This is a genomic window from Streptococcus sp. 27098_8_186 (genome assembly GCF_041432055.1).
In the GTDB taxonomy this organism is placed as follows: domain Bacteria; phylum Bacillota; class Bacilli; order Lactobacillales; family Streptococcaceae; genus Streptococcus; species Streptococcus dentalis.
In genome coordinates this window covers 76,719-98,882 of record NZ_JAPVYV010000004.1, presented here as the reverse complement: position 1 = coordinate 98,882, position 22,164 = coordinate 76,719, and the positions used below count along the sequence as shown (strand labels likewise).

Genomic DNA, 22,164 nt, shown 5'->3' with positions numbered 1-22,164 from the left:
GAGTCTTTTCTAATCAGATTAGTTTTTTGATGCTTCTTGGAATTCAGGGTTTTTCCATGCTTCATCAATAATTGCTTTCAATTCTTTAGCAGAAGCGTGCATTTTTTGAAGTTCTGCATCATTCAATGGAATGTTTACTGGACGTACAATACCGTGTGCTCCAACAACAGCTGGTTGACCGATGAAGACGTCTTTGATTCCGTATTGACCTTCTTGGAATACTGAAAGTGGAAGAACCGCATTTTCATCATCAAGAATAGCCTTAGTGATACGAGCAAGGGCAACAGCGATACCGTAGTATGTAGCACCTTTTTTGTTGATGATGGTGTAAGCAGCATCACGAACGCCTTCGAACAATTCAATCAATTCAGTTTCTTTAACATTTTGAGTGTCTTTAAGGAATTCTTCAAGGTTTACACCAGCGATGTTAGCGTGTGACCATACAGCGAATTCTGAGTCACCGTGTTCACCCATGATGTAGGCGTGTACTGAACGAGCGTCCACATCCAATTTTTCAGCCAAAGCTTGACGGAAACGAGCTGAGTCAAGTGAAGTACCTGAACCGATAACGCGTTCTTTAGGGAATCCAGAGAATTTCCATGTAGAGTATGTCAACACGTCAACTGGGTTAGCAGCTACGAGGAAGATTCCGTTAAATCCTGATTCAACAACTTGTGTTACGATTGATTTATTGATCGCAAGGTTTTTACCAACAAGATCAAGACGAGTTTCACCTGGTTTTTGAGGAGCACCTGCAGTAATTACAACAAGGTCAGCGTCCGCACAGTCAGCATACTCAGCCGCATAGATCTTCTTAGGTGAAGTGAAGGCAAGGGCGTGGCTAAGGTCAAGCGCATCTCCGACAGCTTTTTCGTGCAATTGTGGAATTTCGATAATTCCAAGCTCTTGTGCAATTCCTTGGTTAACAAGTGCAAAAGCGTAAGATGAACCTACAGCACCGTCACCGACAAGGATAACTTTTTTGTGTTGTTTAGTCAAAGTCATGAGTCTAAACGTCTCCTTCATATTTTTTTGAGATAGATTCTCATACGTCTTCATTCTACCACTTTTGAAAGTCTTTGTCATCTGAAACAGTATAAATCCTTTGATGTAAACGTTTTTACATTTGTGTTCCTAAGAAGAAAAATAGGCTAAAATGTGTTATAATAGTATGGTGAATTAAGTAAAGAGAGGCATTTTTTGAATGCAGGATAAGAATCTAATTGATGTGAATTTAACATCAGAAATGAAGACGAGTTTTATCGATTATGCCATGAGTGTCATCGTTGCTCGTGCCCTCCCTGATGTTCGTGATGGTTTGAAACCTGTTCACCGTCGTATTTTGTACGGAATGAATGAATTAGGTGTTACGCCAGATAAACCACATAAGAAGTCAGCCCGTATCACAGGGGATGTTATGGGTAAATACCACCCACACGGAGATTCCTCTATTTATGAAGCCATGGTTCGGATGGCGCAATGGTGGAGTTATCGCTACATGTTAGTGGACGGTCATGGAAACTTTGGTTCTATGGACGGTGATGGTGCCGCTGCACAACGGTATACTGAAGCCCGTATGAGTAAGATTGCTCTTGAAATGTTGCGGGATATTAACAAAAATACAGTTGATTTTGCTGATAACTATGATGCCAGCGAGCGAGAACCTTTGGTCTTACCTGCACGTTTCCCTAACCTTCTGGTTAATGGTGCTACAGGAATTGCAGTTGGGATGGCAACCAATATTCCTCCTCACAATTTGGGAGAAACCATTGACGCGGTGAAGTTGATGATGGATAATCCTGAGGTAACGACCCGTGAACTTATGGAAGTTCTTCCCGGTCCAGATTTTCCGACAGGTGCTTTGGTCATGGGGAAATCAGGTATCCACAAAGCCTATGAAACAGGAAAAGGATCGATCGTCCTTCGCTCTCGTACAGAGATTGAAGTGACCAAGAGTGGCCGTGAACGGATTGTTGTTACCGAGTTCCCTTATATGGTCAATAAAACCAAGGTTCACGAACATATCGTTCGATTGGTGCAAGAAAAACGAATCGAAGGGATTACAGCTGTACGAGATGAGTCAAACCGTGAAGGGGTTCGATTTGTCATTGAGGTCCGCCGGGATGCTTCGGCTAACGTTATTTTGAATAACCTCTTTAAGATGACACAAATGCAAACCAATTTTGGTTTCAATATGTTGGCGATTCAAAATGGCGTTCCAAAGATCCTTTCTCTTCGTCAAATTTTAGGTGCTTATATCGAGCACCAAACAGAAGTGGTAACTCGCCGGACTATCTTTGATAAAGAAAAAGCGGAAGCACGTGCCCATATTTTAGAAGGTTTGCTGATTGCCTTGGATCACATAGATGAAGTGATCCGAATCATCCGCAATAGCCGGACAGACGCTGAAGCACAGGCTGAATTGATGGCGAAGTTCAAACTTTCTGAACGTCAAAGTCAAGCCATTTTGGACATGCGTCTTCGTCGTTTGACCGGTTTGGAACGAGACAAGATCCAAAGTGAATATGATGATTTGGTTGCCCTGATTGCTGATTTGGCTGACATTTTGTCTAAACCAGAACGTGTAGCTACCATCATCAAAGAAGAATTGGAAGAAGTCAAACGCAAGTTTGGTGATGCTCGCCGAACTGAGTTGATGATCGGAGAAGTCCTTTCTCTTGAAGATGAGGACTTGATTGAAGAAACAGATGTCTTGATCACCCTTTCGAATAAAGGCTACATCAAACGTCTGGACCAAGCGGAATTTACGGCTCAAAAACGTGGTGGACGAGGGGTTCAAGGAACTGGTGTCAAAGATGATGACTTTGTTCGTGAACTGGTATCTACGAGCACCCATGATCATTTGCTCTTCTTTACCAATAAGGGACGTGTCTATCGTCTGAAAGGTTATGAGATTCCAGAATATGGTCGGACAGCTAAAGGATTACCAATCGTCAATCTCTTAAAATTGGACGAAGGTGAATCGATTCAAACCATTATTAATGTGGAGCAAGACCGCAGTGACGAAGCCTATCTCTTCTTTACGACGCGAAAAGGTTTGGTCAAGCGGACCAATGTAGCTGAATTTTCAAATATTCGTCAGAACGGTCTGAAAGCGCTGAATCTGCGCGAAGAGGATGAATTGATTAATGTCTTCCTTACAGACGGCAATACTGACGTTATTATCGGTACCAAGTATGGTTATTCTGTCCGCTTTAATGAGGCTGTAGTCCGGAATATGGGACGTTCTGCCACAGGTGTACGTGGTGTGAATCTCCGTGAAGGAGACAAGGTTGTTGGGGCTAGTGTCGTTACGGATCAAGATGAAGTATTGATCATCACTGAAAAAGGATATGGTAAGCGTACAATGGCTAGCGAATACCCAACCAAAGGCCGTGGTGGTAAAGGAATCAAGACAGCCAATATTACAGAGAAAAATGGTCCGTTAGCTGGTCTTTTAACTGTTAAAGGGGATGAAGATCTGATGATTATTACCGATACAGGAGTCATGATTCGCACAAATGTTGGGAATATCTCTCAAACGGGTCGTTCAACTCAGGGTGTGAAAGTTATGAGACTGGATCAGGATGCGAAAATTGTGACCTTTACAACAGTCCAGCCTGATGATAAAGATGAAGAAGTAGTGGAAGAAAACGAATAGATAAGGGGACAGTATGTCACGCAGAAGAAAAAAGAAAAAGAGTTTACGCAATACTCTTATCAACATCGTTGCAACACTTTTGATTATTCTCTCGCTTCTCTTAATTTTTAATGCTCCGATCAGAAATATGATTATGGTTTGGCATACCAACCAATACCAGGTTAGCAAGGTCGATAAAAACACCATTGATAAGAATAAAAAAGTGAAAACGAGCTTTGATTTCCAACATGTTAAGTCACTCTCGACGGAAGCTGTGATCAATGCCCAATGGAAGGCTCAGAAACTTCCTGTGATTGGGGGAATTTCGATTCCTGAATTGAACATGAATCTTCCGATTTTTAAGGGACTAGAAAACGTAGCCCTCTACTATGGGGCAGGGACCATGAAGGAAAATCAAGTCATGGGGCAAGGTAATTATTCTCTCGCTAGTCACCATGTATTTGGCCTAACTGGTGCAAATGCCATGTTGTTCTCACCATTAGAGAAAGCCAAGGCTGGTATGAAGATCTACATCACGGATAAAGAAAAAATCTATACTTATGTTATCTCGTCAGTTGAGACAGTGACTCCAGACCGTGTAGATGTCATTCAAGATCGTGAAGGTGTCAATGAAATCACCTTGGTGACTTGTGAGGATGCTGCAGCGACTTACCGTACGATTGTAAAAGGGAATTTGGAAACCTCTGTTGACTATGACAAGGCTCCAAAAGACATCCTGAATTCATTCAGCAAGTCTTATAATCAAATGCAACTTTAAGAAAATAAAGCCCGAGGCAGAGATGCCGGGGCTTTTTCTGTGTAGGAATCTAGGAGAAAATGGGAAGAATTCTTGTAAAATTGTAAGAGATTGGTAATATAATGTAAGGAACTTGTCATAATATTGAGTGAAATTCAGTATATAATAGAGGAGAAAGAGTATGATAAGGAGGTAGGATAGTGACAAAAGAGCGAATTTATCATCTCTTGCATCATTTCTATAATCTCTTAGTAAATGATTTTCCACGAAATGGATTAATTACGAAAGGAATCTACGAAGTAGAGCAGGTCTACCAAGCTTTAGAGGCCATTCCTCAGAGTCAGGAGTACCTGATTCGCTGTGAAATTCAACAGTTTTTAAAGGAGCTTGAACAAGTTCAAACAGGTTATCAGATCCGTTTTAATAAAGATGAAGTCTTAGTGTTAGATGATTTGAAGCAAGAAATTGCCTGCAAATAATGAAAGGTCGTCGTTTTCTCTACTTATTACGAATTAATAAGTGAGGAGGAAATTATGTACGACATATCATTTATTGAACCGTCTTTGCTTCCTAGGGAACGCTTGGTTTCTGAAGGTGTAGATAAGCTGAGTCATCAGGAATTGTTATCCATTCTCTTGCGGACAGGCAATAAGCAAAAAAGCGTTTATGAGATTGCACAAGGTCTTTTGAGTTCGGTTAATAGTTTAAAGGAGTTAAGTCAATTAACCCTAGAGGAGCTACAGGAAATCTCTGGTATTGGCCGGGTGAAGGCCATCGAACTTCAGGCTGTGATTGAGTTTGGACGAAGGATTCATAAAGACGAATTGATGAGTTCTGAACAAATCATGAGTAGTCAGAAATTGGCCCATAAAATTCAACAGGAAATCGGCCATAAGAAACAGGAGCACCTGGTTGCCCTTTATTTGAATACGCAGAATGAAATTATTCATCAACAGACCATTTTTATTGGAACAGTGAATCGAAGTATTGCGGAGCCACGTGAAATCCTGCATTATGCATTGAAGCACATGGCAACCTCCATCATTTTGGCTCATAATCATCCATCTGGTGCCGTATTTCCAAGTAAAAATGATGATGAAGTAACGCATCGAGTTTTAGAGGCCTGTGAAGTGATGGGTTTAACCCTATTGGATCACTTGATTGTATCTGAAGAAAATTACTATAGTTATCGAGAAGAAACAGATTATTTAGTTTAAAAAAGGTTGGAATCCTCTGGTTCCAACCTTTTTGTTGTTAAAGTATAAATCTTTATTCTTCGTTTCTTCGCATGAAATAAAGGAGTGTTTGCAATTCACTGGTGAGGTCGACATATTGGACGACGACATCTTTAGGAACTGTCAGATGCACTGGTGAGAAGCTGAGAATCCCTTTAACCCCAGCGTCTACCAAAAGGCTAGCCACTTCTTGAGCCTTGACGCTTGGAACAGTTAGAATAGCTGTTTGAATGCCTTCTTGTTTGAGCTTTTCTTTAATAGTGGAAATACCGTAAATGGGAATTCCGTCCTTACTTTTGGTATTGATCAGTTCGTGATCATCTAGATCAAACGCCATGACAATTTTCATCTTATTGCGTTCATGGAAGCGATAGTTGAGGAGTGCACTTCCCATATTCCCGATCCCCACAATAGCGACATTGGTAATGGCATTATCATTTAAAAGATCGGCAAAGAAGTTCATCAGTTTTTTTACGTCATAACCAAATCCCCGTCTTCCTAATTCACCAAAATAAGAGAAATCTCGGCGAACAGTGGCAGAGTCAATCCCAATTGCATCCGCAATTTGCTTGGAATTGGCGCGCTCTATTTTTTCAGAGTTAAAGCGTTTAAAAATGCGGTAGTAGAGCGATAAGCGTTTTGCTGTTGCGCGTGGAATTGGAGTATTTTTATCATGTTTCACAATATCACAACCTTTCCCTCTTATTGTATAGGAAGATTGTGAAAAAATCAACTATGTAGACCGATTTTTCAAAAATATATTTGTCTAACTAAAAAGCTGATGGCGATGGGAGAGTTCCATCATCATCAGCTTAGTTTTTAGCTTGTTCTAATTTTTTCAAAAAAGCATAGAGTCCATCGACACGCCCCGTATAGGGAAGTTTTTCACCCTTGTATTCAATGGAAACGATTGAGTAAGAGTCAGGTAAGGTTACACAGCCTGAAAAATCTAGGATGCAGGCTGCAAGGTCGGAATAAGTAGTCGTTCGTTCTACTTGGTACGCGTCGATATAAGTTAGGGTTACCATATTAAACCTCTGTTTTGTTGAAAATTTCTCTTTCAACGAGACTATCCATTAAGAAATAGAATTTTTGTTGGATAATGTCATTTTCTGGATTTTTAAAGATATTAACCAGGCGAAGACCTGACTTATCTGTAATATTGATTTTAAAACCAGTGAGGTCTTTGTTGAAGATAATTTTAAGCAGGAAACCTTCACCGCTATTTGGAACAGCTTCGAGCAAACGATTCAACTCGTAATTTCCAACTTTTGTAACAGCAAATGTATTGTCACGTAAGGTATATTTTTTAATATTTGGGTGAAGACTATAGGTATATTTGCAGTCTTTCAATGTGATACTAGTTTCAAAAGTCATATTGTTCTCCTATGATAAAATTTCTTTAAGTTTTGTGAGGAAGTCTTGAACCTCCTCTATGGTATTGAGTTCTGAAAAACTAATTCGAAGGGATTCTTTTAGGCGTGAGCTATTTTTTCCATAGAGCGCCTCAAGGACATGGCTGGGTTGAATGGTACCTGCGGTACAAGCAGAACCTGTAGAGACAGAAATTCCAGCAAGATCGAGTCGCATCAATAATACATCATTTTGGACACCCGGAAAGCCAAGGTTCCAAACAAATGGAAGATGATCATCATTCGCATTTACGTAGTAGTCGTAGGCTGCTAAACCATTGACTAGTTCTTGGCCGAGTTTTTGAACCTGGTTGAAATTTTCTTCTTGATGAAGTGTAGCTTGCTGAAGCGCGGTTGCCATCCCGACAATTGAAATGAGATTTTCCGTGCTGGCTCTCATCTTACTTTCCTGATCCCCACCATGTAAGAGATTATCAAAATCTTTGACGGCCGCATAAAGGAAGCCGACTCCCTTAGGGCCATGGAATTTGTGGGCAGAAGCACTGAGAAAATCAATTCCCAACTCTTCGGGATAGACAGGGACCTTTCCAATTGCTTGGACAGCATCAACGTGAAAGGCAGCTGGATGATCTTTTAAGAGTTCTCCGATTTCTTTAATCGGTAACAGATCGCCTGTCTCATTATTGGCAAACATGGTAGAGACAAGAATAGTATCCGGTCTAAGTGCAGCCTTGATATCACTAGACTGAATGCGTCCATCTCTTGGTTGGACGATCGTAACTTCAAATCCGAAACGTTCTACAAGATATTCGATGGGTTCTAGAACCGCATGGTGTTCCAAAGCGGTAGTAATGATGTGTTTGCCATCTGCTTGGTGTTTCAAGCAGTAGCCTTTTATAACGGTATTATTACTTTCTGATCCACCTGAAGTGAAGAAAATACGATTTGGAAGAGTATGGAGAGACTGAGCAATCTGTTCGCGAGATTCTCGGAGAAGTTTACTAGCCATCCGTCCATGAGCATGGAGGCTCGATGGATTTCCAAAAGTGGTCTTCATGGTTTCAGACATTTTATCAATGACTTCAGGTAGAAGGGGAGTTGTTGCGGCATTATCAAAATATATCACATTAAGACCTTATTTCTTGTGGTAGGCAAATAGAGGACTAACAGGTTTTCTTTCTTGAATGCGAACAATAGCTTCAGCGATCAGTTCGCTAGCTGTCAGATAGTTAATATTTTTTGGTGTTGGCCCATTTGGAGCAACAGAATCGGTTACTAAGATTTCTTTGATCGGAGCTTGGTCTAATAACTCGACAGCTCCTTTCACAAATAAGCCATGGCTTGAAACAGCATAAATTTCAGTAGCTCCTTCGCGTTCGACGATTTTCGCAGCTTCTGAGAATGTCTTACCAGTATTGAGGATATCGTCAATCAAGATCGCTTTCTTATCTTTGACATCCCCGATAATATAGCCATAATCACGGTTCGCATCATCTTGCTCGTAATCAATGATCGCAATCGGTGCATCAAGATATTCAGCTAAACTACGAGCCCGTTTGACACCAGAGTTTTTAGGACTGACGACTACGACATCAGGCCCTGTTAGACCTTTATTAATGTAGTGTTCTGCAAAAAGTGGAATGGTAAAGAGGTTATCTACGGCAATATCGAAGAAACCTTGAACTTGCACTGCATGGAGATCCAGTGTGACGACGCGATCCACCCCAGCTTTGACCAACATGTTTGCGACGAGCTTAGCTGTGATTGGTTCGCGAGGAGCAGCAGTCCGGTCTTGGCGGGCATAACCGAAGTAAGGCATAACCACATTGACAGTATTTGCGCTGGCCCGTTGGCAAGCATCTACCATAATTAAGAGTTCCATCAAGTGATTGTTGACAGGGAAACTGGTTGATTGAATGATATAAATATCATATCCACGAACACTTTCCTCAATATTGACTTGGATTTCACCATCTGAGAATTGACGGGATGAAATTTTCCCAAGCGGAACCCCAGCGTGATCCGCGATTTTTTGCGCAATCTCTGGATTTGAATTGAGAGAGAAGAGCTTCATATTTTTTTTATCTGACATGTGATTCCAACCTCATTTAGATTTTTGATCTTAGCACTATTTTAGCAAAAATTTGCGATAATTTCAGCTATTTTACAATCTTTCCGCCAATCTAGCGATTTTATTTTTTGCTGCTTTGTAGACGATTCCATGCTCTGTCATGAACTGATGGAAATTTTCTTCCTGCTCAGCAGTTTCAACCTCGATTTCCAACTCATAATCTTCAGTGTCTAGATAGAGACTGCGGTCCAGTGCCACTAGGCCTGCAGCTGTTTCTATTTCGAATCGTTCTGTTGTAAGGCTCCCCCAAACAGCCAGTTGTTCAACGGGGATTCCTTTTAACATCAAGAGGTTTTTGATTTCTCCGTCAGGAAACTGTTGGTGTTGAAGGATCTCCTCGGTTTCTTCTGGGCTGAGGTCTTGATTGTACTCGAAATGGCCAACTGCTTCAGGAACCTTGAGAGTCAATTCAGCCTGATCTGTGAAAGTACGCACCCGCAAGGCCATTTTTTCCTTACGGATGAGCTGGTCAGGTGTATCGATATAGTGATTGGTTTGGACAACCAATTCTGTATCAGCAAAAAGTGGAAGGAGGGATTGGTATTCCTCCTTATCTAGCAAGGTTTTGTATTCAATTTCTAAATGGTTCATTTTGTAGTCCTTTGCTTTTTTTCGAAAGCGATTCATGATATAATATGAGATGTGTTTATTGTATACAAAAATGGTTCAGATTACAAGGTGGTAAGATGGCAATTGATTGGGAAAACTTCTTAGATCCGTATATCCAAGCAGTTGGGGAATTAAAAATCAAACTGCGTGGGATTCGTAAGCAATATCGTAAGCAACAAAAGCATTCTCCAATCGAATTTGTCACAGGAAGGGTCAAGCCGATTGAAAGCATCCGCGAAAAGATGGTCCGAAGAAATATTTCTGAAGAAAATCTGGCTCAAGATATGCAAGATATTGCTGGTCTTCGCATCATGGTCCAGTTTGTGGATGACGTCGAAGAGATCCTAGAGGTTCTGAGACAACGACAGGATATGCGCGTGGTCCAAGAGCGAGACTACATCCGCCACAAGAAATCAAGTGGCTACCGGAGTTACCACGTCGTGGTCGAGTATCCGGTTGACACCATTGATGGAAATGAAACGATCTTAGCAGAGATTCAAATTCGGACCTTGTCCATGAATTTTTGGGCAACCATTGAACACTCGCTTAATTATAAATATAAAGGAGACTTTCCAGACGAGATCAAAAAACGCTTAGAGACGACAGCAAACCTGGCCTATCTCTTGGATGAAGAGATGGGGGCAATTCGGGATGCGATTCAGGAGGCTCAAGCCCTGTTTGATCCACTTCATCGTAAGTTAAATGATGGCGTTGGAAATAGTGATGACACAGATGAAGACTACAGGTAAAAAAGTATCCATTATTCGTAATCGCAAGCGTCAAAGTGAAGAGGTTTTTCAGCAGTTGCGCTATAAGCTTCGAAAAAATAATTTTATTTTGACGGAGAAGCATCCGGATATTGTGATTTCAATTGGTGGTGATGGGATGTTGCTATCAGCCTTTCACAAGTATGAACAGCAGTTGGATCGCGTGCGCTTCATCGGCGTCCATACTGGACACTTAGGATTTTATACGGATTACTTAGACAGTGAAATCGATAAGCTGGTTGAGAATTTAAAATATGATACAGGTGCCAAGGTTTCTTACCCTATTTTGAATGTTAAAATTACTTTTGATAATGGGGAAACCCGTACTATGAGAGCGTTGAACGAAGCGACGATTAAGAGAAGCGACCGGACCATGGTTGCCGATCTCACGATTAATGGAGTGGATTTTGAGCGCTTCAGAGGAGACGGGATTACCGTTTCGACTCCTACAGGAAGTACGGCTTACAACAAATCCTTAGGAGGAGCAGTCCTTCACCCAACTATTGAGGCGCTGCAGATTGCTGAGATCGCCAGTCTCAACAACCGTGTCTATCGTACCTTGGGTTCTTCTGTCATTGTCCCTAAAAAGGATAAGATCGAGATTACACCGACGAGACCTGGCTTCCACATTATCTCTGTCGACAATTCAACCTATTCTTACCGCAATATTGCAAAGGTAGAATACCAGATTGACAACCATAAGATTAATTTTGTGGCAAGCTCCAGTCATACCAGTTTCTGGAATCGGGTCAAGGATGCCTTTATCGGAGATGATAGAGAATGAGATTTGAATTCATTGTCGATGAGCATGTCAAGGTCAAGACCTTCCTGAAAAAGCATGAGGTTTCTAAGGGTCTCTTAGCAAAGATTAAGTTTCGTGGTGGCCAGATCCTTGTCAATGGACGTCCGGAGAATGCAATTTATTTATTGGATATTGGGGATCGCTTGGTCATTGATATTCCAGCAGAAGAAGGGTTCGAAACTCTGAAACCCATGGATCGATCTTTGGATATTTTGTTTGAAGATGATCATTTTTTGATCTTAAACAAACCCTTTGGGATTGCTTCTATTCCAAGTGCGATTCATTCCAATACCTTAGCCAATTTTGTAAAAGGCTATTATGTGAAACAAGGCTACGAGAACCAGCAGGTTCACATTGTCACTCGCTTGGACAAGGATACAAGTGGCGTCATGCTCTTTGCCAAACATGGCTATGCCCATGCCCGCTTGGATAAGCAATTGCAGTCTAAAACGATTCAGAAACGCTATTATGCCTTGGTCAAGGGATCTGGGAAGCTTGATCCTGTCGGAGAGATTATTGCTCCGATTGCGCGTGATGAAGATTCAATTATCACCCGAAAGGTAGCTAAAGGTGGCAAGTATGCTCATACAAGCTACCAGGTTGTTCAATCTTTTGGTGATATCCACCTTGTGGATATTCAGTTACACACAGGTCGAACCCATCAGATCCGCGTTCATTTTTCCCATATTGGTTTTCCGCTCTTGGGAGATGATCTCTATGGCGGCAGTTTAGAAGACGGCATTGAGCGCCAAGCCCTTCATTGTCATCGTCTATCCTATTATCATCCATTTCTAGAGGAAGAATTGGTCATAGAAAGTCCACTACCTCCAGATTTCCAAGCTGTATTAACACAGCTTCAAACAAGTTATTAATTATTAAAAGGAGTAAGACTCATGGAAGTTTTCGAAAATCTCAAAGCCAACCTCGTTGGTAAGAATGCACGTATTGTATTACCAGAAGGTGAAGAACCTCGTATTCTCCAAGCGACAAAACGTATTGTAAACGAGACAGAGGTAACCCCTGTCTTGCTTGGTAATCCGGATAAAATTAGGATTTATCTTGAAATTGAAGGGGTTTTGGATGGATATGAAGTCATCGATCCTCATTCTTATCCAGGTTTTGAAGAAATGGTAGCTTCCTTGGTAGAACGTCGTAAGGGCAAAATGACAGAAGAAGAAGCGCGTCAAGTCTTGAAAGACGACGTTAACTATTTCGGTGTGATGATGGTTCACATGGGAATCGTTGATGGGATGGTATCTGGTGCGATTCATTCGACTGCCGCAACTGTTCGTCCGGCCTTGCAAATTATCAAAACTCGTCCAAATGTCAAACGGACTTCAGGGGCTTTCCTCATGGTTCGTGGATCTGAACGCTACTTGTTCGGGGACTGTGCCATCAACATCAATCCAGATACTGAAGGCTTGGCTGAAATTGCTATCAACTCTGCTATCACAGCCAAGATGTTTGGGATTGATCCTAAAATCGCCATGTTGAGCTATTCAACAAAAGGTTCTGGTTTCGGTGAAAGTGTTGATAAAGTAGTGGAAGCGACTAAACTCGCTCATGAACTTCGTCCAGACCTTGAAATTGATGGGGAATTGCAATTTGATGCAGCCTTTGTCCCAGCAACTGCAGCCTTGAAGGCTCCAGGAAGCAAGGTGGCAGGACAAGCCAATGTCTTTATCTTCCCTGGTATTGAGGCAGGTAACATTGGATACAAGATGGCAGAACGTCTTGGTGGCTTTGCGGCGGTAGGTCCAGTTTTGCAAGGTTTGAACAAACCAGTCAACGACCTTTCTCGTGGATGTAATGCAGATGACGTTTACAAATTGACCCTGATTACAGCAGCTCAAGCTGTGGAACAATAAGAAATACATTTAGAGCGTGGGACAGAAATCGGTAATTCGTTAGAATTCGATTTCGTCGTCCCACCTCCGCACAGTTGAGTAGGGCTGTAAAAGCTGATAAAATCAGCGTAGTAGAGCCCACTCAACCACTGCATCTTGCTCGACAATCTAAAAATAATTGAGAGGCTAGGACTTTTGTCCCAGCCTCTTTTTCTTTATAAAAACAGAATTTCTAAACTCTAACTCATTATATGGTATACTAGGAATATGTTAGATTTAAAAGATTACGGGATTACCATGTGGGAGGAGGAAAAAATCGCCTCTTTCCGAGAAAAGTTATTAGCCTGGTATGATGCCCATAAACGGAATCTCCCCTGGAGAAGGACCCAGGATCCTTATAAAATTTGGATCTCAGAAATTATGCTCCAGCAGACACGTGTCGATACGGTGATTCCTTATTATGAGCGCTTTTTAGATTGGTTTCCGACGGTCGCTGATTTGGCTCAAGCCCCTGAAGAAAAACTCTTAAAAGCTTGGGAAGGCTTGGGGTATTACTCACGTGTTCGAAATATGCAGAAAGCTGCCCAGCAGATAATGGAAAATCACGGAGGAGTGTTTCCATCAAGCTATGAAGCTATTTCTCAACTGAAGGGAATTGGGCCTTATACAGCTGGTGCGATTGCTAGTATTGCCTTTGGATTAGCAGAGCCAGCAGTAGATGGCAATGTCATGCGTGTTCTAGCCCGCTTGTTTGAGGTGGACTACGATATCGGAGTTCCAACTAATCGCAAGATTTTTCAAGCCATGATGGAAATCTTGATCGATCCGGTTCGTCCTGGTGATTTCAATCAGGCTTTGATGGATTTGGGCTCCGATATTGAATCACCAGTCAATCCACGTCCCGAAGAGAGTCCTGTTAAGGAATTTAGCGCGGCTTACCAACATGGGACCATGGATCGCTATCCCATTAAGGCTCCTAAGAAGAAACCTGTACCTGTCTATCTCACAGCCTTTATTATCAAGGATAGTCAAGGCCGCTATTTGTTGGAGAAAAATGAGCGAGAGGGGCTTTTATCAGGTTTCTGGCATTTCCCCTTGATCGAAGTGGATAGCCTTTCTTTGAACCTAGGCCAATTATCTCTATTGGATGGGAAGGGGGAAGCAGAGAGCAACCCAGAAATTCTCTCCTTTGAACAGGACTATGACTTGGCCATTGATTGGCAGGATAGATCTTATCCTATCGTCCAGCATGTCTTTTCGCATCGCAAGTGGCAGGTTCAGATCCGATATGGTCTGGTAAAAGAAGGTGAAGAGTTAGCAAGTGAATCGACGGTTTGGTTAACACCAGAAGAATTTTCGGACTATCCTTTTGCTAAACCTCAGCAGAAGATTTGGACGACTTTTTCGGAAAATGAAAAATAGCTAGAGATTATTCTCTAGCTAATTTTTTTATAAATGAGCGAATGCTTTGATTTCTTCTTCAGACATAGATGAGTCGCAACGAACAGTGACTTCACCGGATTCGATATGTAAAAATCCTGGGACAGTTGGGATGCCATAAGTTGAGCGGAAGGCTTGTAATGCATCTAGCTGACTTGGTTCTTCACTATTGATGAAGTAGATATGAGCTTTTGTTTCAGCTACGACAGTTGCTAACTTAGTAGCAAACTTCCGGCAGTAAGGACAAGTCTTGCGTCCGATAAAGAAGGTTGCTGTTTCTTTTTGATCGATCGCTTCTTGCGCACTCGCGACAGTTGTCACTTCAAGATCTTTAATATCTTCTAAAAATTGTTCCATGAGATTACCTCGCTTTCTTCTATGTCTAGTATGCCATATTTTCTATAAAATCGCTGGTATTTGCTACGAAAGAAAGAGAGAGTGGGACAGAAATCGGTAATTCGTTAGAATTCGATTTCGTAGTCCCACCTCCGCACAGTTGAGTAGGGCTATAAAAGCTGATGAAATCAGCGTAGTAGAGTCCATTTAACCACTGCGTCTTGCTCGACAATCCAAAAATAATTGAGAGGCTAGGACTTTTGTCCCAGCCTCGTGTTTTAGCCTACAAATGCATTAATTTCTGCTTCGATATTCGCAATTTTTTCTTTAGCATCTGCTTCAGATTCACCAACTGTAGCGATGTAGAATTTGATTTTTGGTTCTGTACCTGAAGGACGAACGGCAAACCATGAATCATCAGCCAAGATGTATTTAAGCACGTTGCTTGGAGGAGTTGTCAATTTTTCAACGCCGTCAGCAGTAGTAGCTGTTTGTTCCAAGAAGTCTTCTGTCTTAGCAATGTCTGTCTTGTTAAATTGTTTAGGAGCATTGCCACGGAATTTATCCATGATTTTCTTGATTTCAGCAGCTCCGTCCACACCTGAAAGGGTAACAGAGATGGTTTTTTCTGCGAAGTAGCCGTATTGTTTGTAGATTTCTTCAATACCATCTGCCAAAGTCATACCACGTGAGCGGTAGTAAGCTGCGATTTCAGCGACGATAAGAACGGCTTGGATAGCATCTTTGTCACGTACGAATGGTTTGATCAGGTAACCGAAGCTTTCTTCGAAACCAAGCATGTAAGTGTGGTTGTGTTGTGTTTCAAATTCATGAATTTTTTCACCGATAAATTTGAAACCAGTCAAGACGTTAAACATCGTTGCGCCATAGCTTTCTGCAATCTTAGTCACCAACTCAGTTGATACGATGGATTTACAAAGAGCAGCATTGGCAGGAAGGGTACCAGCTGTTTTGTGAGCTTCAAGAATGTATTTAGCAATGATCGCTCCGATTTGGTTACCAGAAAGGTTGAGGTAAGAACCATCTGGTTGGCGGATTTCAACACCAAGGCGGTCAGCATCTGGGTCAGTTGCAACCAATACATCAGCGTCTACTTTGCGACCAAGTTCTTCAGCAAGAGCAAAGGCAGCTTGGTTTTCAGGGTTTGGAGATTTAACAGTTGAGAAGTCAGCATCTGGAACAGCTTGAGCTTCAACAACTTGAACAGCTTCAAATCCAGCTTGGGCAAGAGCACGACGAGCCAACATTTCACCAGTACCATGAAGTGGAGTGTAGACAATCTTCATGTCGCGTCCGTATTCATTGATCAAGTCTTGGTTGATGTTAACGCCTTTCACTTCTTTCAAGTATTCAGCGTCGACGTTTTCACCGATAACTTCAATCAAGCCGTTAGCTTTGCTTTCTTCAAGGTCAGCCAATTGTACAGTGAAAGGATTTTCGATAGCACGGATGTAATCTGTCAATGCATCAGCATCTGCTGGAGGCATTTGTCCACCGTCTTCACCGTATACTTTGTATCCGTTAAATGGAGCTGGGTTGTGGCTAGCTGTTACCATGATCCCAGCAAATGTGTGGAGATGACGAACAGCAAATGACAATTCAGGTGTTGGACGAAGGCTTTCAAATACATAAGATTTGATGCCATGAGCAGCCAAAACTTGAGCTGATTCAAAAGCAAACTCAGGAGAGAAGTGACGGCTGTCGTAGGCGATCGCAACACCGCGTTTCTTCGCTTCCTCACCTTTTGAGTCGATTAATTGGGCCAACCCTTCAGTTGCTTGGCGAACAACATAGATATTAATACGGTTGGTACCAGCACCGATTAATCCACGCATACCAGCTGTACCGAATTCTAGGTTGGTATAGAAGGCATCTTCTTTTGTTTTTTCATCCATTGCGACCAACTCATCACGAAGGTAAGCTGGTAATTCAGCAAAGTCGAGCCATTTTTGGTAGTTTTCTTGATAGGTCATGCAAGCGTCTCCTTTTTGCTTATAATTTAATCGCTTACATTATAGCAAATTTTTTCAGAAAATTCTAGCGATAATTGTAAATCTTTTCAAAAAAATAAAGCTAATTCACCATCAAAAAAAGCCAAGATAAATTGGTCTTGGCTTGAAAGGTTATTTTAATTTTTCAAGAGATGGAACGACTGCACTGGTAATGAGTACTGTCGCAATGACTTCGATGAGAGAGTTGGTAGATACAATCAAGGCTAGGAAATGTTGAATCCCCCCTCCAAAACTGTTACCAAAGAAGAAGTAAATCCCACTTAGAACGAAAACAGTATTGGTCATAGAGCCGACAATTCCAGCGATCACAAGTCCAGTACGATTGCGAATCCAACGATAGACGAAGTAAGGGGTTACCCCGATGAGAATCCGAGGGACTATGGCAATGATAAGGGAGTAGAGATTCCCGTGAGGGACAAAGGGACTAAAGAGATAGCTGGCTGGTGTTAAAACCAAGGTATTCATAGTGAGGCTAAAGAGTCCCATGAGGAGTCCTAAGATAGCTCCAATCCGTGGACCGTATATGATAGAGGCGATCACGACAGGAATATGAACCAAGGTTGGTTGAATTCCTGATGGAACAAATTGCAGAATGAAGGATGTCACAAAGTGAATGGTAATCATAACCGCAAAAAAGATGGCAATTCGTGAAATAGAAGATGACTTTCTCATAAACAATTCTCCTTAACAGCTTCAACAATAGTTTCTACAGTCGCTAGAGCTCCAGCACCTTTGTCCCCACAAGCAAGAACAGCATCACGAGGTTGGATCATCTGGTAACCATAGTCTTGTAAGAGCTTTAGATTTCGTTGGGTAGCGGGATGTTCTAGCATTTTTGTATTCATAGCAGGGGCCAGTAATTTTTTTGTCCTTTGAGGCAAGGCTAGAGCTGTGCTTGTGACCATATTATCTGCAAGTCCCATAGCCAATTTAGCAATGGTATTGGCACTGGCCGGCGCGACAAGAAAGAGGTCAGTTTCTTTCCCAATGTCGATGTGCTCGATCCGCTGTGGATCGTCTTCCATCATAACATCAAGCCCCACTTGATTCTTTGAAAGAACTTGCAAGGTTAAAGGGGTAATAAATTTTTGGGCTGAAGGAGTCATGAGGACCTTCACTTCAAAGCCCAATTTGGTTAGTTGGCTGGTAATATCAGCAGCTTTATAGGCGGAAATACTACCGGTAACCGCTAAAGTAATGTGTGTCATATGTTCCTTTTTATTTGATATAACGTAGGATAGCCTCTGCGATTTCTGTTTTCGTAGAAGCTTCTAGGACCTGATCATCTGTCACTAGATAGGCTTGATGCTGACCATTCTGAATCTTGGTCATATCATTGGCAACGATCATGCTGGCATGATTTTTAACGAGGCTTTCACGCGCCACCTGGATCAACTCTTCAGAAGAAACGTCGACTAATAGCTTAAAGCCGATCAGTTGAATAGCAGGGTTCCATTCTTTGACGAGCGAGATAATCTTGGGATTTTTCTTTAGAAAGAGCACTTGGTATTCTTCTTTGGAAGAGATTTTAGCTTCCTGATTTTCGCGATGGATAAAGGTATGAAGGTCTTGAGCCTTCTCAACTTCCTCAAGGCCTGTCATGTAAACAGGTGTGTAGTCTGAAACAGCCATAGCGTGAATCAAAACCTGATGTTGAGGGACTTCCGTTTTCATTTGTGTGAGAAGTTCTTCGACATTCTTGACCAATAGAAGACGAAGGTGTGGGTGAGGATCGGGTTTAAGCGCAGAAGGCGTTGTGATCAAGGTCACCTGATATCCCTTTGCAAGAGCCGTTTCTGCAAGAATTTTCCCTAGGCTCCCGGTGGAATGATTGGTGATCGAACGAACACTATCAATGGCTTCGCTCGTTCCGCCTGATGTAATTAAAATATGCATATGCTTATTTTACACAAAAAAGATACGTAAGTAAAGTTCCGAAGCTATTAGGATTAGCTATGTGTAGCCATAGAATTTAGATAAAAAACGAACGTTAGATTCAAAAGGTGGAAAAACTATGTTATTTTCGCGAATTTTAGGTATAATAGATCTATCAAATATAAAGGAGTCCCTTATGAAAACAGATATCGAAATTGCTCAAAGCATTGAACTCCAACCGATTGTGGACGTTGTTAAGAAAATTGGTTTGGTTGACGATGATCTTGAATTTTATGGAAAATACAAGGCAAAATTGAGCTTTGATAAGATTCGTGAAGTTGAGAAAAATCCAGTAGGAAAACTTATCTTAGTCACTGCGATCAACCCAACTCCAGCTGGAGAAGGGAAATCAACCATTACCATTGGTCTAGCAGATGCTTTGAATAAAATCGGTAAAAAAACCATGATTGCCATTCGCGAACCTTCTTTAGGTCCGGTTATGGGGATTAAAGGTGGTGCTGCTGGTGGTGGCTATGCCCAAGTTCTACCGATGGAAGACATCAACCTTCATTTCACAGGGGATATGCATGCGATCACAACGGCTAATAACGCCCTCTCAGCATTGATTGATAATCATTTGCACCAAGGAAATGAGCTTGGAATTGACCAACGTCGGATTATCTGGAAACGGGTAGTGGACTTGAATGACCGCGCTCTTCGTCATGTTTCTGTCGGTCTTGGCGGTCCTTTAAATGGGATTCCGCGTGAAGACGGTTTTGATATTACCGTTGCTTCTGAGATCATGGCCATCCTTTGCTTGGCGACAGATATTGAAGATTTGAAACGTCGTTTGGCCAACATTGTTATTGGTTACCGCTATGATCGTAGTCCAGTTTATGTCCGTGATTTAGAAGTAGAAGGGGCTCTTGCCTTGATCCTCAAAGATGCGATCAAGCCAAACTTGGTTCAAACCATCTATGGTACACCTGCCTTTGTTCACGGTGGTCCATTTGCCAATATCGCCCATGGATGTAACTCTGTATTAGCAACGACGACAGCTCTTCATTTAGCTGACTATACGATTACAGAAGCAGGTTTTGGGGCTGACCTTGGAGCTGAAAAATTCCTTGATATTAAAACTCCAAACTTGCCTACATCACCAGATGCGGTTGTGATTGTTGCGACTCTCCGTGCTCTTAAGATGAACGGTGGAGTGACCAAGGATGCTTTGACTGAAGAAAATGTAGAGGCTGTTCGTGCTGGTTTTGCCAACTTGAAACGTCACGTTGAAAATATCCGTAAGTTTGGCATTCCTGCAGTGGTTGCTATCAATGAATTTATCACAGATACAGAAGCAGAAATTGCTGCTTTGAAAGAATTGTGTGCTGAAATTGAGGTGCCAGTTGAGCTTGCGAGTGTATGGGCGAATGGTGCGGACGGTGGAGTTGACCTTGCTGAAACCTTGGTTAAAACCATCGAAACAAGTCCAGCTAACTACACACGCTTGTATGATAACAACCTTTCTGTTGAAGAAAAAATTGAAAAGATTGTTACAGAAATTTACCGTGGTAGCAAGGTAAACTTTGAGAAGAAAGCTAAGACACAAATTGCCCAAATCGTGAAAAATGGTTGGGATAAGTTGCCAATCTGTATGGCCAAAACACAATATAGCTTCTCTGATAATCCAAATGCCTTGGGAGCTCCTGAAAACTTTGAAATCACTATCCGTGAAGTGGTTCCAAAATTGGGAGCAGGCTTTATTGTCGCTTTGACTGGGGATGTCATGACCATGCCTGGTTTACCAAAACGTCCAGCTGCTTTAAATATGGATGTGGCTGCTGATGGAACAGCTATTGGCTTGTTCTAATAGACGTCTGATGACAAAAAACAACTTCTGTTCAAATGAGCAGAAGTTGTTTTATTATGTACTCGTCGAATGCTATGGTGCAAGAAGCTGATGACTGGCTTTGTGGTAGGTAAACCAAAGTTGGAGGGTCATTGGGACCCAAATGAGAGGCTCGCAAAGAATGACTCCTATATAGCCTGTATGAGGGATAATGAAAAGTACAAAGAGAATTTTTCCTGTTAACTCGATAAAGCTAGAAATCAAAGGGGTCAATTTTCTACCAATACCTTGGAGGGAATTCCCTAAAATCAAGAGGCATCCTAAGACCGGATAGAAGCAGGAGCTGATTTGCAGATAGAGACTGGCATTTGCGATCAAGTTAGGATCGCTAGATCCAGATATGAGGTTTGTTAAGAACGGGCTTGTAAAGAAGAGGAGGATGGCAACAATGATCGACCAAACGAAGGAGAGAAGACAAGCTTGTTTGACCCCTTTTTGAATCCGTCGAAAGCGTTTAGCACCAAAGTTTTGCGAGGTAAAGGTCGTCATACTAGTGGAAATAGCAGCCATTGGCAGGAGGGCAAAGGACATGATCCGACGAGCTGAGATTTGAGCACTTATGATGGTCATTCCAAGCTTATTGATAGCTGATTGTAAGATAACTGTTCCGATAGAGACAATGGAAGACATGAGCCCCATGGTCAATCCCTGACTGATTAAGTCTTGATAGAGTCTTTGATCCCAAACAAAATCGTTGCGATTTGGCAGGAGGAAAGGCACTTTTTTGCGAATATAAAAGAAACAAAGAAGTGCAGAAAAACTTTGCGCAATAATAGTCGCAATCCCAGCGGATTGGACTCCGAGATGGAGTTGGGTAATAAAATAAAGATCAAGAAGAATATTGAGAACGGCAGCGATAATCAAGAAGTAGAGTGCCGCTAAGCTATCGCCAACCGCTCTCAGAAGTCCGGCACAAAGATTATAGGCAAAGGTCACAGCTACACCATTGACAATAGTGGAGATATAGAGATAGGACTGAGCTATAATAGCTGGTGGGGTCCCTAAAAACTGGAGAAGGGGATAAAGACCCACAACACCAATAGATATCACGAAGAGACTGAGGATGCCGCCAATAACAGCAGTTGCTGCGACAGATTTTCGTAATTGGTCATCGTTTTTAGCTCCATAATTTCTCGCGATAATGATGCCCATCCCATTTCCAACACCGACAGCAAATCCAACAATCAAATCAAAAATAGCAGAGGTCGCCCCAACGGCTGCCAATGATTTTTGACCTAAAAATCGTCCTACAATCATGACATCCGAAGTATTGTAGAGTTGTTGGAAGATATTGGATAAAAGAATAGGAAAGGCAAAACTTAAAAGAGTAGGTAAAATAGGACCATCTATGAGGTCCACACGTTGAATTCTTTTCATAGTGCCATTATACCAACTTCAGTAACTAGCGACAAG

The 22,164-nt window shown here is 41.9% G+C and carries 24 protein-coding genes; 10 read left to right on the top strand and 14 right to left on the bottom strand.

All coding sequences use genetic code 11. The features are described 5' to 3' along the window. Positions 1-18: 18 nt before the first annotated feature. Complete coding sequence (locus O3602_RS05550; protein ID WP_003011805.1) at positions 19-1,005, bottom strand: L-lactate dehydrogenase; 987 nt, start codon at positions 1,003-1,005, stop codon at positions 19-21. A gap of 199 nt (positions 1,006-1,204) precedes the next feature. On the opposite strand from O3602_RS05550, the gene gyrA reads away from it, so the two are divergent. The 4 genes from gyrA (at position 1,205) to radC (ending at position 5,614) form a co-directional block, all read left to right on the top strand. Beyond that, positions 1,205-3,661 (top strand): DNA gyrase subunit A, encoded by a 2,457-nt coding sequence (gene gyrA, locus O3602_RS05545; protein WP_371611319.1) that lies wholly within the window; start codon positions 1,205-1,207, stop codon positions 3,659-3,661. A gap of 13 nt (positions 3,662-3,674) precedes the next feature. Continuing rightward, positions 3,675-4,418 (top strand): class A sortase, encoded by a 744-nt coding sequence (locus O3602_RS05540; RefSeq protein ID WP_003003401.1) that lies wholly within the window; start codon positions 3,675-3,677, stop codon positions 4,416-4,418. Positions 4,419-4,597: 179 nt separating this feature from the next. Further along, positions 4,598-4,876, top strand: coding sequence for a hypothetical protein (locus tag O3602_RS05535; RefSeq protein WP_003003299.1), 279 nt, complete (start codon positions 4,598-4,600; stop codon positions 4,874-4,876). Positions 4,877-4,930: 54 nt separating this feature from the next. After that, positions 4,931-5,614 carry a DNA repair protein RadC gene (gene radC / locus O3602_RS05530; protein ID WP_003011667.1) on the top strand — a complete coding sequence of 228 codons (684 nt, stop codon included), beginning with the start codon at positions 4,931-4,933 and terminating at the stop codon, positions 5,612-5,614. A 52-nt stretch (positions 5,615-5,666) separates the two neighbouring features. On the opposite strand, the gene O3602_RS05525 is transcribed toward radC, so the two are convergent. From O3602_RS05525 to O3602_RS05500, 6 genes are all read right to left on the bottom strand, one after another. Beyond that, positions 5,667-6,314: a redox-sensing transcriptional repressor Rex gene (locus tag O3602_RS05525; RefSeq protein ID WP_003012279.1), complete on the bottom strand. Its 648-nt coding sequence runs from the start codon at positions 6,312-6,314 to the stop codon at positions 5,667-5,669. A gap of 130 nt (positions 6,315-6,444) precedes the next feature. Beyond that, positions 6,445-6,660 carry a DUF4649 family protein gene (locus O3602_RS05520; RefSeq protein WP_003011989.1) on the bottom strand — a complete coding sequence of 72 codons (216 nt, stop codon included), beginning with the start codon at positions 6,658-6,660 and terminating at the stop codon, positions 6,445-6,447. Between the two features lies 1 nt (position 6,661). Further along, positions 6,662-7,009, bottom strand: a complete 348-nt coding sequence (locus O3602_RS05515) for a DUF1831 domain-containing protein (protein WP_003003501.1) — start codon at positions 7,007-7,009, stop codon at positions 6,662-6,664. 9 nt (positions 7,010-7,018) lie between these two features. Next, positions 7,019-8,131 carry a cysteine desulfurase family protein gene (locus O3602_RS05510; protein WP_371611317.1) on the bottom strand — a complete coding sequence of 371 codons (1,113 nt, stop codon included), beginning with the start codon at positions 8,129-8,131 and terminating at the stop codon, positions 7,019-7,021. A gap of 9 nt (positions 8,132-8,140) precedes the next feature. Then, positions 8,141-9,097, bottom strand: coding sequence for a ribose-phosphate diphosphokinase (locus O3602_RS05505; RefSeq protein WP_003007186.1), 957 nt, complete (start codon positions 9,095-9,097; stop codon positions 8,141-8,143). A 72-nt stretch (positions 9,098-9,169) separates the two neighbouring features. Next, a complete protein-coding gene (locus O3602_RS05500; protein ID WP_371611316.1) occupies positions 9,170-9,727 on the bottom strand; it encodes a CYTH domain-containing protein in 558 nt (185 codons plus the stop codon). A gap of 95 nt (positions 9,728-9,822) precedes the next feature. On the opposite strand from O3602_RS05500, the gene O3602_RS05495 reads away from it, so the two are divergent. From O3602_RS05495 to mutY, 5 genes are all read left to right on the top strand, one after another. Continuing rightward, entirely contained in the window at positions 9,823-10,494 is a 672-nt protein-coding gene (locus tag O3602_RS05495) for a GTP pyrophosphokinase family protein (RefSeq protein WP_003011877.1), read from the top strand. Next, positions 10,478-11,296 carry an NAD kinase gene (locus O3602_RS05490; protein WP_303660007.1) on the top strand — a complete coding sequence of 273 codons (819 nt, stop codon included), beginning with the start codon at positions 10,478-10,480 and terminating at the stop codon, positions 11,294-11,296. The genes O3602_RS05495 and O3602_RS05490 overlap by 17 nt, the downstream gene beginning before the upstream one ends. Beyond that, positions 11,293-12,186, top strand: a complete 894-nt coding sequence (locus O3602_RS05485; protein WP_151379067.1) for an RluA family pseudouridine synthase — start codon at positions 11,293-11,295, stop codon at positions 12,184-12,186. Before O3602_RS05490 ends, O3602_RS05485 begins: the two co-directional genes overlap by 4 nt. A 21-nt stretch (positions 12,187-12,207) precedes the next feature. Next, positions 12,208-13,182 carry a phosphate acetyltransferase gene (pta, locus tag O3602_RS05480; protein ID WP_371605250.1) on the top strand — a complete coding sequence of 325 codons (975 nt, stop codon included), beginning with the start codon at positions 12,208-12,210 and terminating at the stop codon, positions 13,180-13,182. A 246-nt stretch (positions 13,183-13,428) separates the two neighbouring features. Continuing rightward, a complete protein-coding gene (gene mutY, locus O3602_RS05475) occupies positions 13,429-14,583 on the top strand; it encodes an A/G-specific adenine glycosylase (RefSeq protein WP_371611315.1) in 1,155 nt (384 codons plus the stop codon). Positions 14,584-14,610: 27 nt separating this feature from the next. Here the strand turns inward: mutY and O3602_RS05470 are convergent, their stop codons facing one another. From O3602_RS05470 to O3602_RS05445, 6 genes are all read right to left on the bottom strand, one after another. Continuing rightward, complete coding sequence (locus O3602_RS05470) at positions 14,611-14,958, bottom strand: thioredoxin (RefSeq protein ID WP_371611314.1); 348 nt, start codon at positions 14,956-14,958, stop codon at positions 14,611-14,613. Positions 14,959-14,983: 25 nt separating this feature from the next. Further along, a complete protein-coding gene (locus O3602_RS05465; RefSeq protein WP_371611313.1) occupies positions 14,984-15,169 on the bottom strand; it encodes a hypothetical protein in 186 nt (61 codons plus the stop codon). Positions 15,170-15,215: 46 nt separating this feature from the next. Next, a complete protein-coding gene (locus O3602_RS05460) occupies positions 15,216-16,931 on the bottom strand; it encodes a phospho-sugar mutase (RefSeq protein WP_151379070.1) in 1,716 nt (571 codons plus the stop codon). A gap of 150 nt (positions 16,932-17,081) precedes the next feature. Continuing rightward, entirely contained in the window at positions 17,082-17,642 is a 561-nt protein-coding gene (locus O3602_RS05455) for an ECF transporter S component (protein WP_049484044.1), read from the bottom strand. Further along, positions 17,639-18,178 (bottom strand): phosphopantothenoylcysteine decarboxylase, encoded by a 540-nt coding sequence (coaC, locus tag O3602_RS05450; protein WP_151379071.1) that lies wholly within the window; start codon positions 18,176-18,178, stop codon positions 17,639-17,641. The genes O3602_RS05455 and coaC overlap by 4 nt, the downstream gene beginning before the upstream one ends. Positions 18,179-18,188: 10 nt before the next feature. Continuing rightward, positions 18,189-18,866 (bottom strand): phosphopantothenate--cysteine ligase, encoded by a 678-nt coding sequence (locus tag O3602_RS05445; protein WP_371611312.1) that lies wholly within the window; start codon positions 18,864-18,866, stop codon positions 18,189-18,191. 175 nt (positions 18,867-19,041) lie between these two features. On the opposite strand from O3602_RS05445, the gene O3602_RS05440 reads away from it, so the two are divergent. Beyond that, entirely contained in the window at positions 19,042-20,712 is a 1,671-nt protein-coding gene (locus tag O3602_RS05440; RefSeq protein WP_371611311.1) for a formate--tetrahydrofolate ligase, read from the top strand. Positions 20,713-20,784: 72 nt separating this feature from the next. Here O3602_RS05440 and O3602_RS05435 read toward each other — a convergent pair whose 3' ends face one another. After that, the gene (locus tag O3602_RS05435; protein ID WP_061455549.1) at positions 20,785-22,128 is read right to left on the bottom strand and encodes an MATE family efflux transporter; all 1,344 of its coding nucleotides are present in this window, start codon (positions 22,126-22,128) and stop codon (positions 20,785-20,787) included. Between the last annotated feature and the right edge of the window lie 36 nt (positions 22,129-22,164).

Bases quoted from the DNA above. Each gene is read 5' to 3' on its own strand.
- O3602_RS05550 (WP_003011805.1), bottom strand. From the start codon at position 1,005: ATGACTTTGACTAAACAACACAAAAAAGTTATCCTTGTCGGTGACGGT.
- gyrA (WP_371611319.1), top strand. From the start codon at position 1,205: ATGCAGGATAAGAATCTAATTGATGTGAATTTAACATCAGAAATGAAG.
- O3602_RS05540 (WP_003003401.1), top strand. From the start codon at position 3,675: ATGTCACGCAGAAGAAAAAAGAAAAAGAGTTTACGCAATACTCTTATC.
- radC (WP_003011667.1), top strand. From the start codon at position 4,931: ATGTACGACATATCATTTATTGAACCGTCTTTGCTTCCTAGGGAACGC.
- O3602_RS05520 (WP_003011989.1), bottom strand. From the start codon at position 6,660: ATGGTAACCCTAACTTATATCGACGCGTACCAAGTAGAACGAACGACT.
- O3602_RS05515 (WP_003003501.1), bottom strand. From the start codon at position 7,009: ATGACTTTTGAAACTAGTATCACATTGAAAGACTGCAAATATACCTAT.
- O3602_RS05505 (WP_003007186.1), bottom strand. From the start codon at position 9,097: ATGTCAGATAAAAAAAATATGAAGCTCTTCTCTCTCAATTCAAATCCA.
- O3602_RS05500 (WP_371611316.1), bottom strand. From the start codon at position 9,727: ATGAACCATTTAGAAATTGAATACAAAACCTTGCTAGATAAGGAGGAA.
- O3602_RS05495 (WP_003011877.1), top strand. From the start codon at position 9,823: ATGGCAATTGATTGGGAAAACTTCTTAGATCCGTATATCCAAGCAGTT.
- O3602_RS05490 (WP_303660007.1), top strand. From the start codon at position 10,478: ATGAAGACTACAGGTAAAAAAGTATCCATTATTCGTAATCGCAAGCGT.
- O3602_RS05485 (WP_151379067.1), top strand. From the start codon at position 11,293: ATGAGATTTGAATTCATTGTCGATGAGCATGTCAAGGTCAAGACCTTC.
- pta (WP_371605250.1), top strand. From the start codon at position 12,208: ATGGAAGTTTTCGAAAATCTCAAAGCCAACCTCGTTGGTAAGAATGCA.
- mutY (WP_371611315.1), top strand. From the start codon at position 13,429: ATGTTAGATTTAAAAGATTACGGGATTACCATGTGGGAGGAGGAAAAA.
- O3602_RS05470 (WP_371611314.1), bottom strand. From the start codon at position 14,958: ATGGAACAATTTTTAGAAGATATTAAAGATCTTGAAGTGACAACTGTC.
- O3602_RS05460 (WP_151379070.1), bottom strand. From the start codon at position 16,931: ATGACCTATCAAGAAAACTACCAAAAATGGCTCGACTTTGCTGAATTA.
- O3602_RS05455 (WP_049484044.1), bottom strand. From the start codon at position 17,642: ATGAGAAAGTCATCTTCTATTTCACGAATTGCCATCTTTTTTGCGGTT.
- coaC (WP_151379071.1), bottom strand. From the start codon at position 18,178: ATGACACACATTACTTTAGCGGTTACCGGTAGTATTTCCGCCTATAAA.
- O3602_RS05445 (WP_371611312.1), bottom strand. From the start codon at position 18,866: ATGCATATTTTAATTACATCAGGCGGAACGAGCGAAGCCATTGATAGT.
- O3602_RS05440 (WP_371611311.1), top strand. From the start codon at position 19,042: ATGAAAACAGATATCGAAATTGCTCAAAGCATTGAACTCCAACCGATT.
- O3602_RS05435 (WP_061455549.1), bottom strand. From the start codon at position 22,128: ATGAAAAGAATTCAACGTGTGGACCTCATAGATGGTCCTATTTTACCT.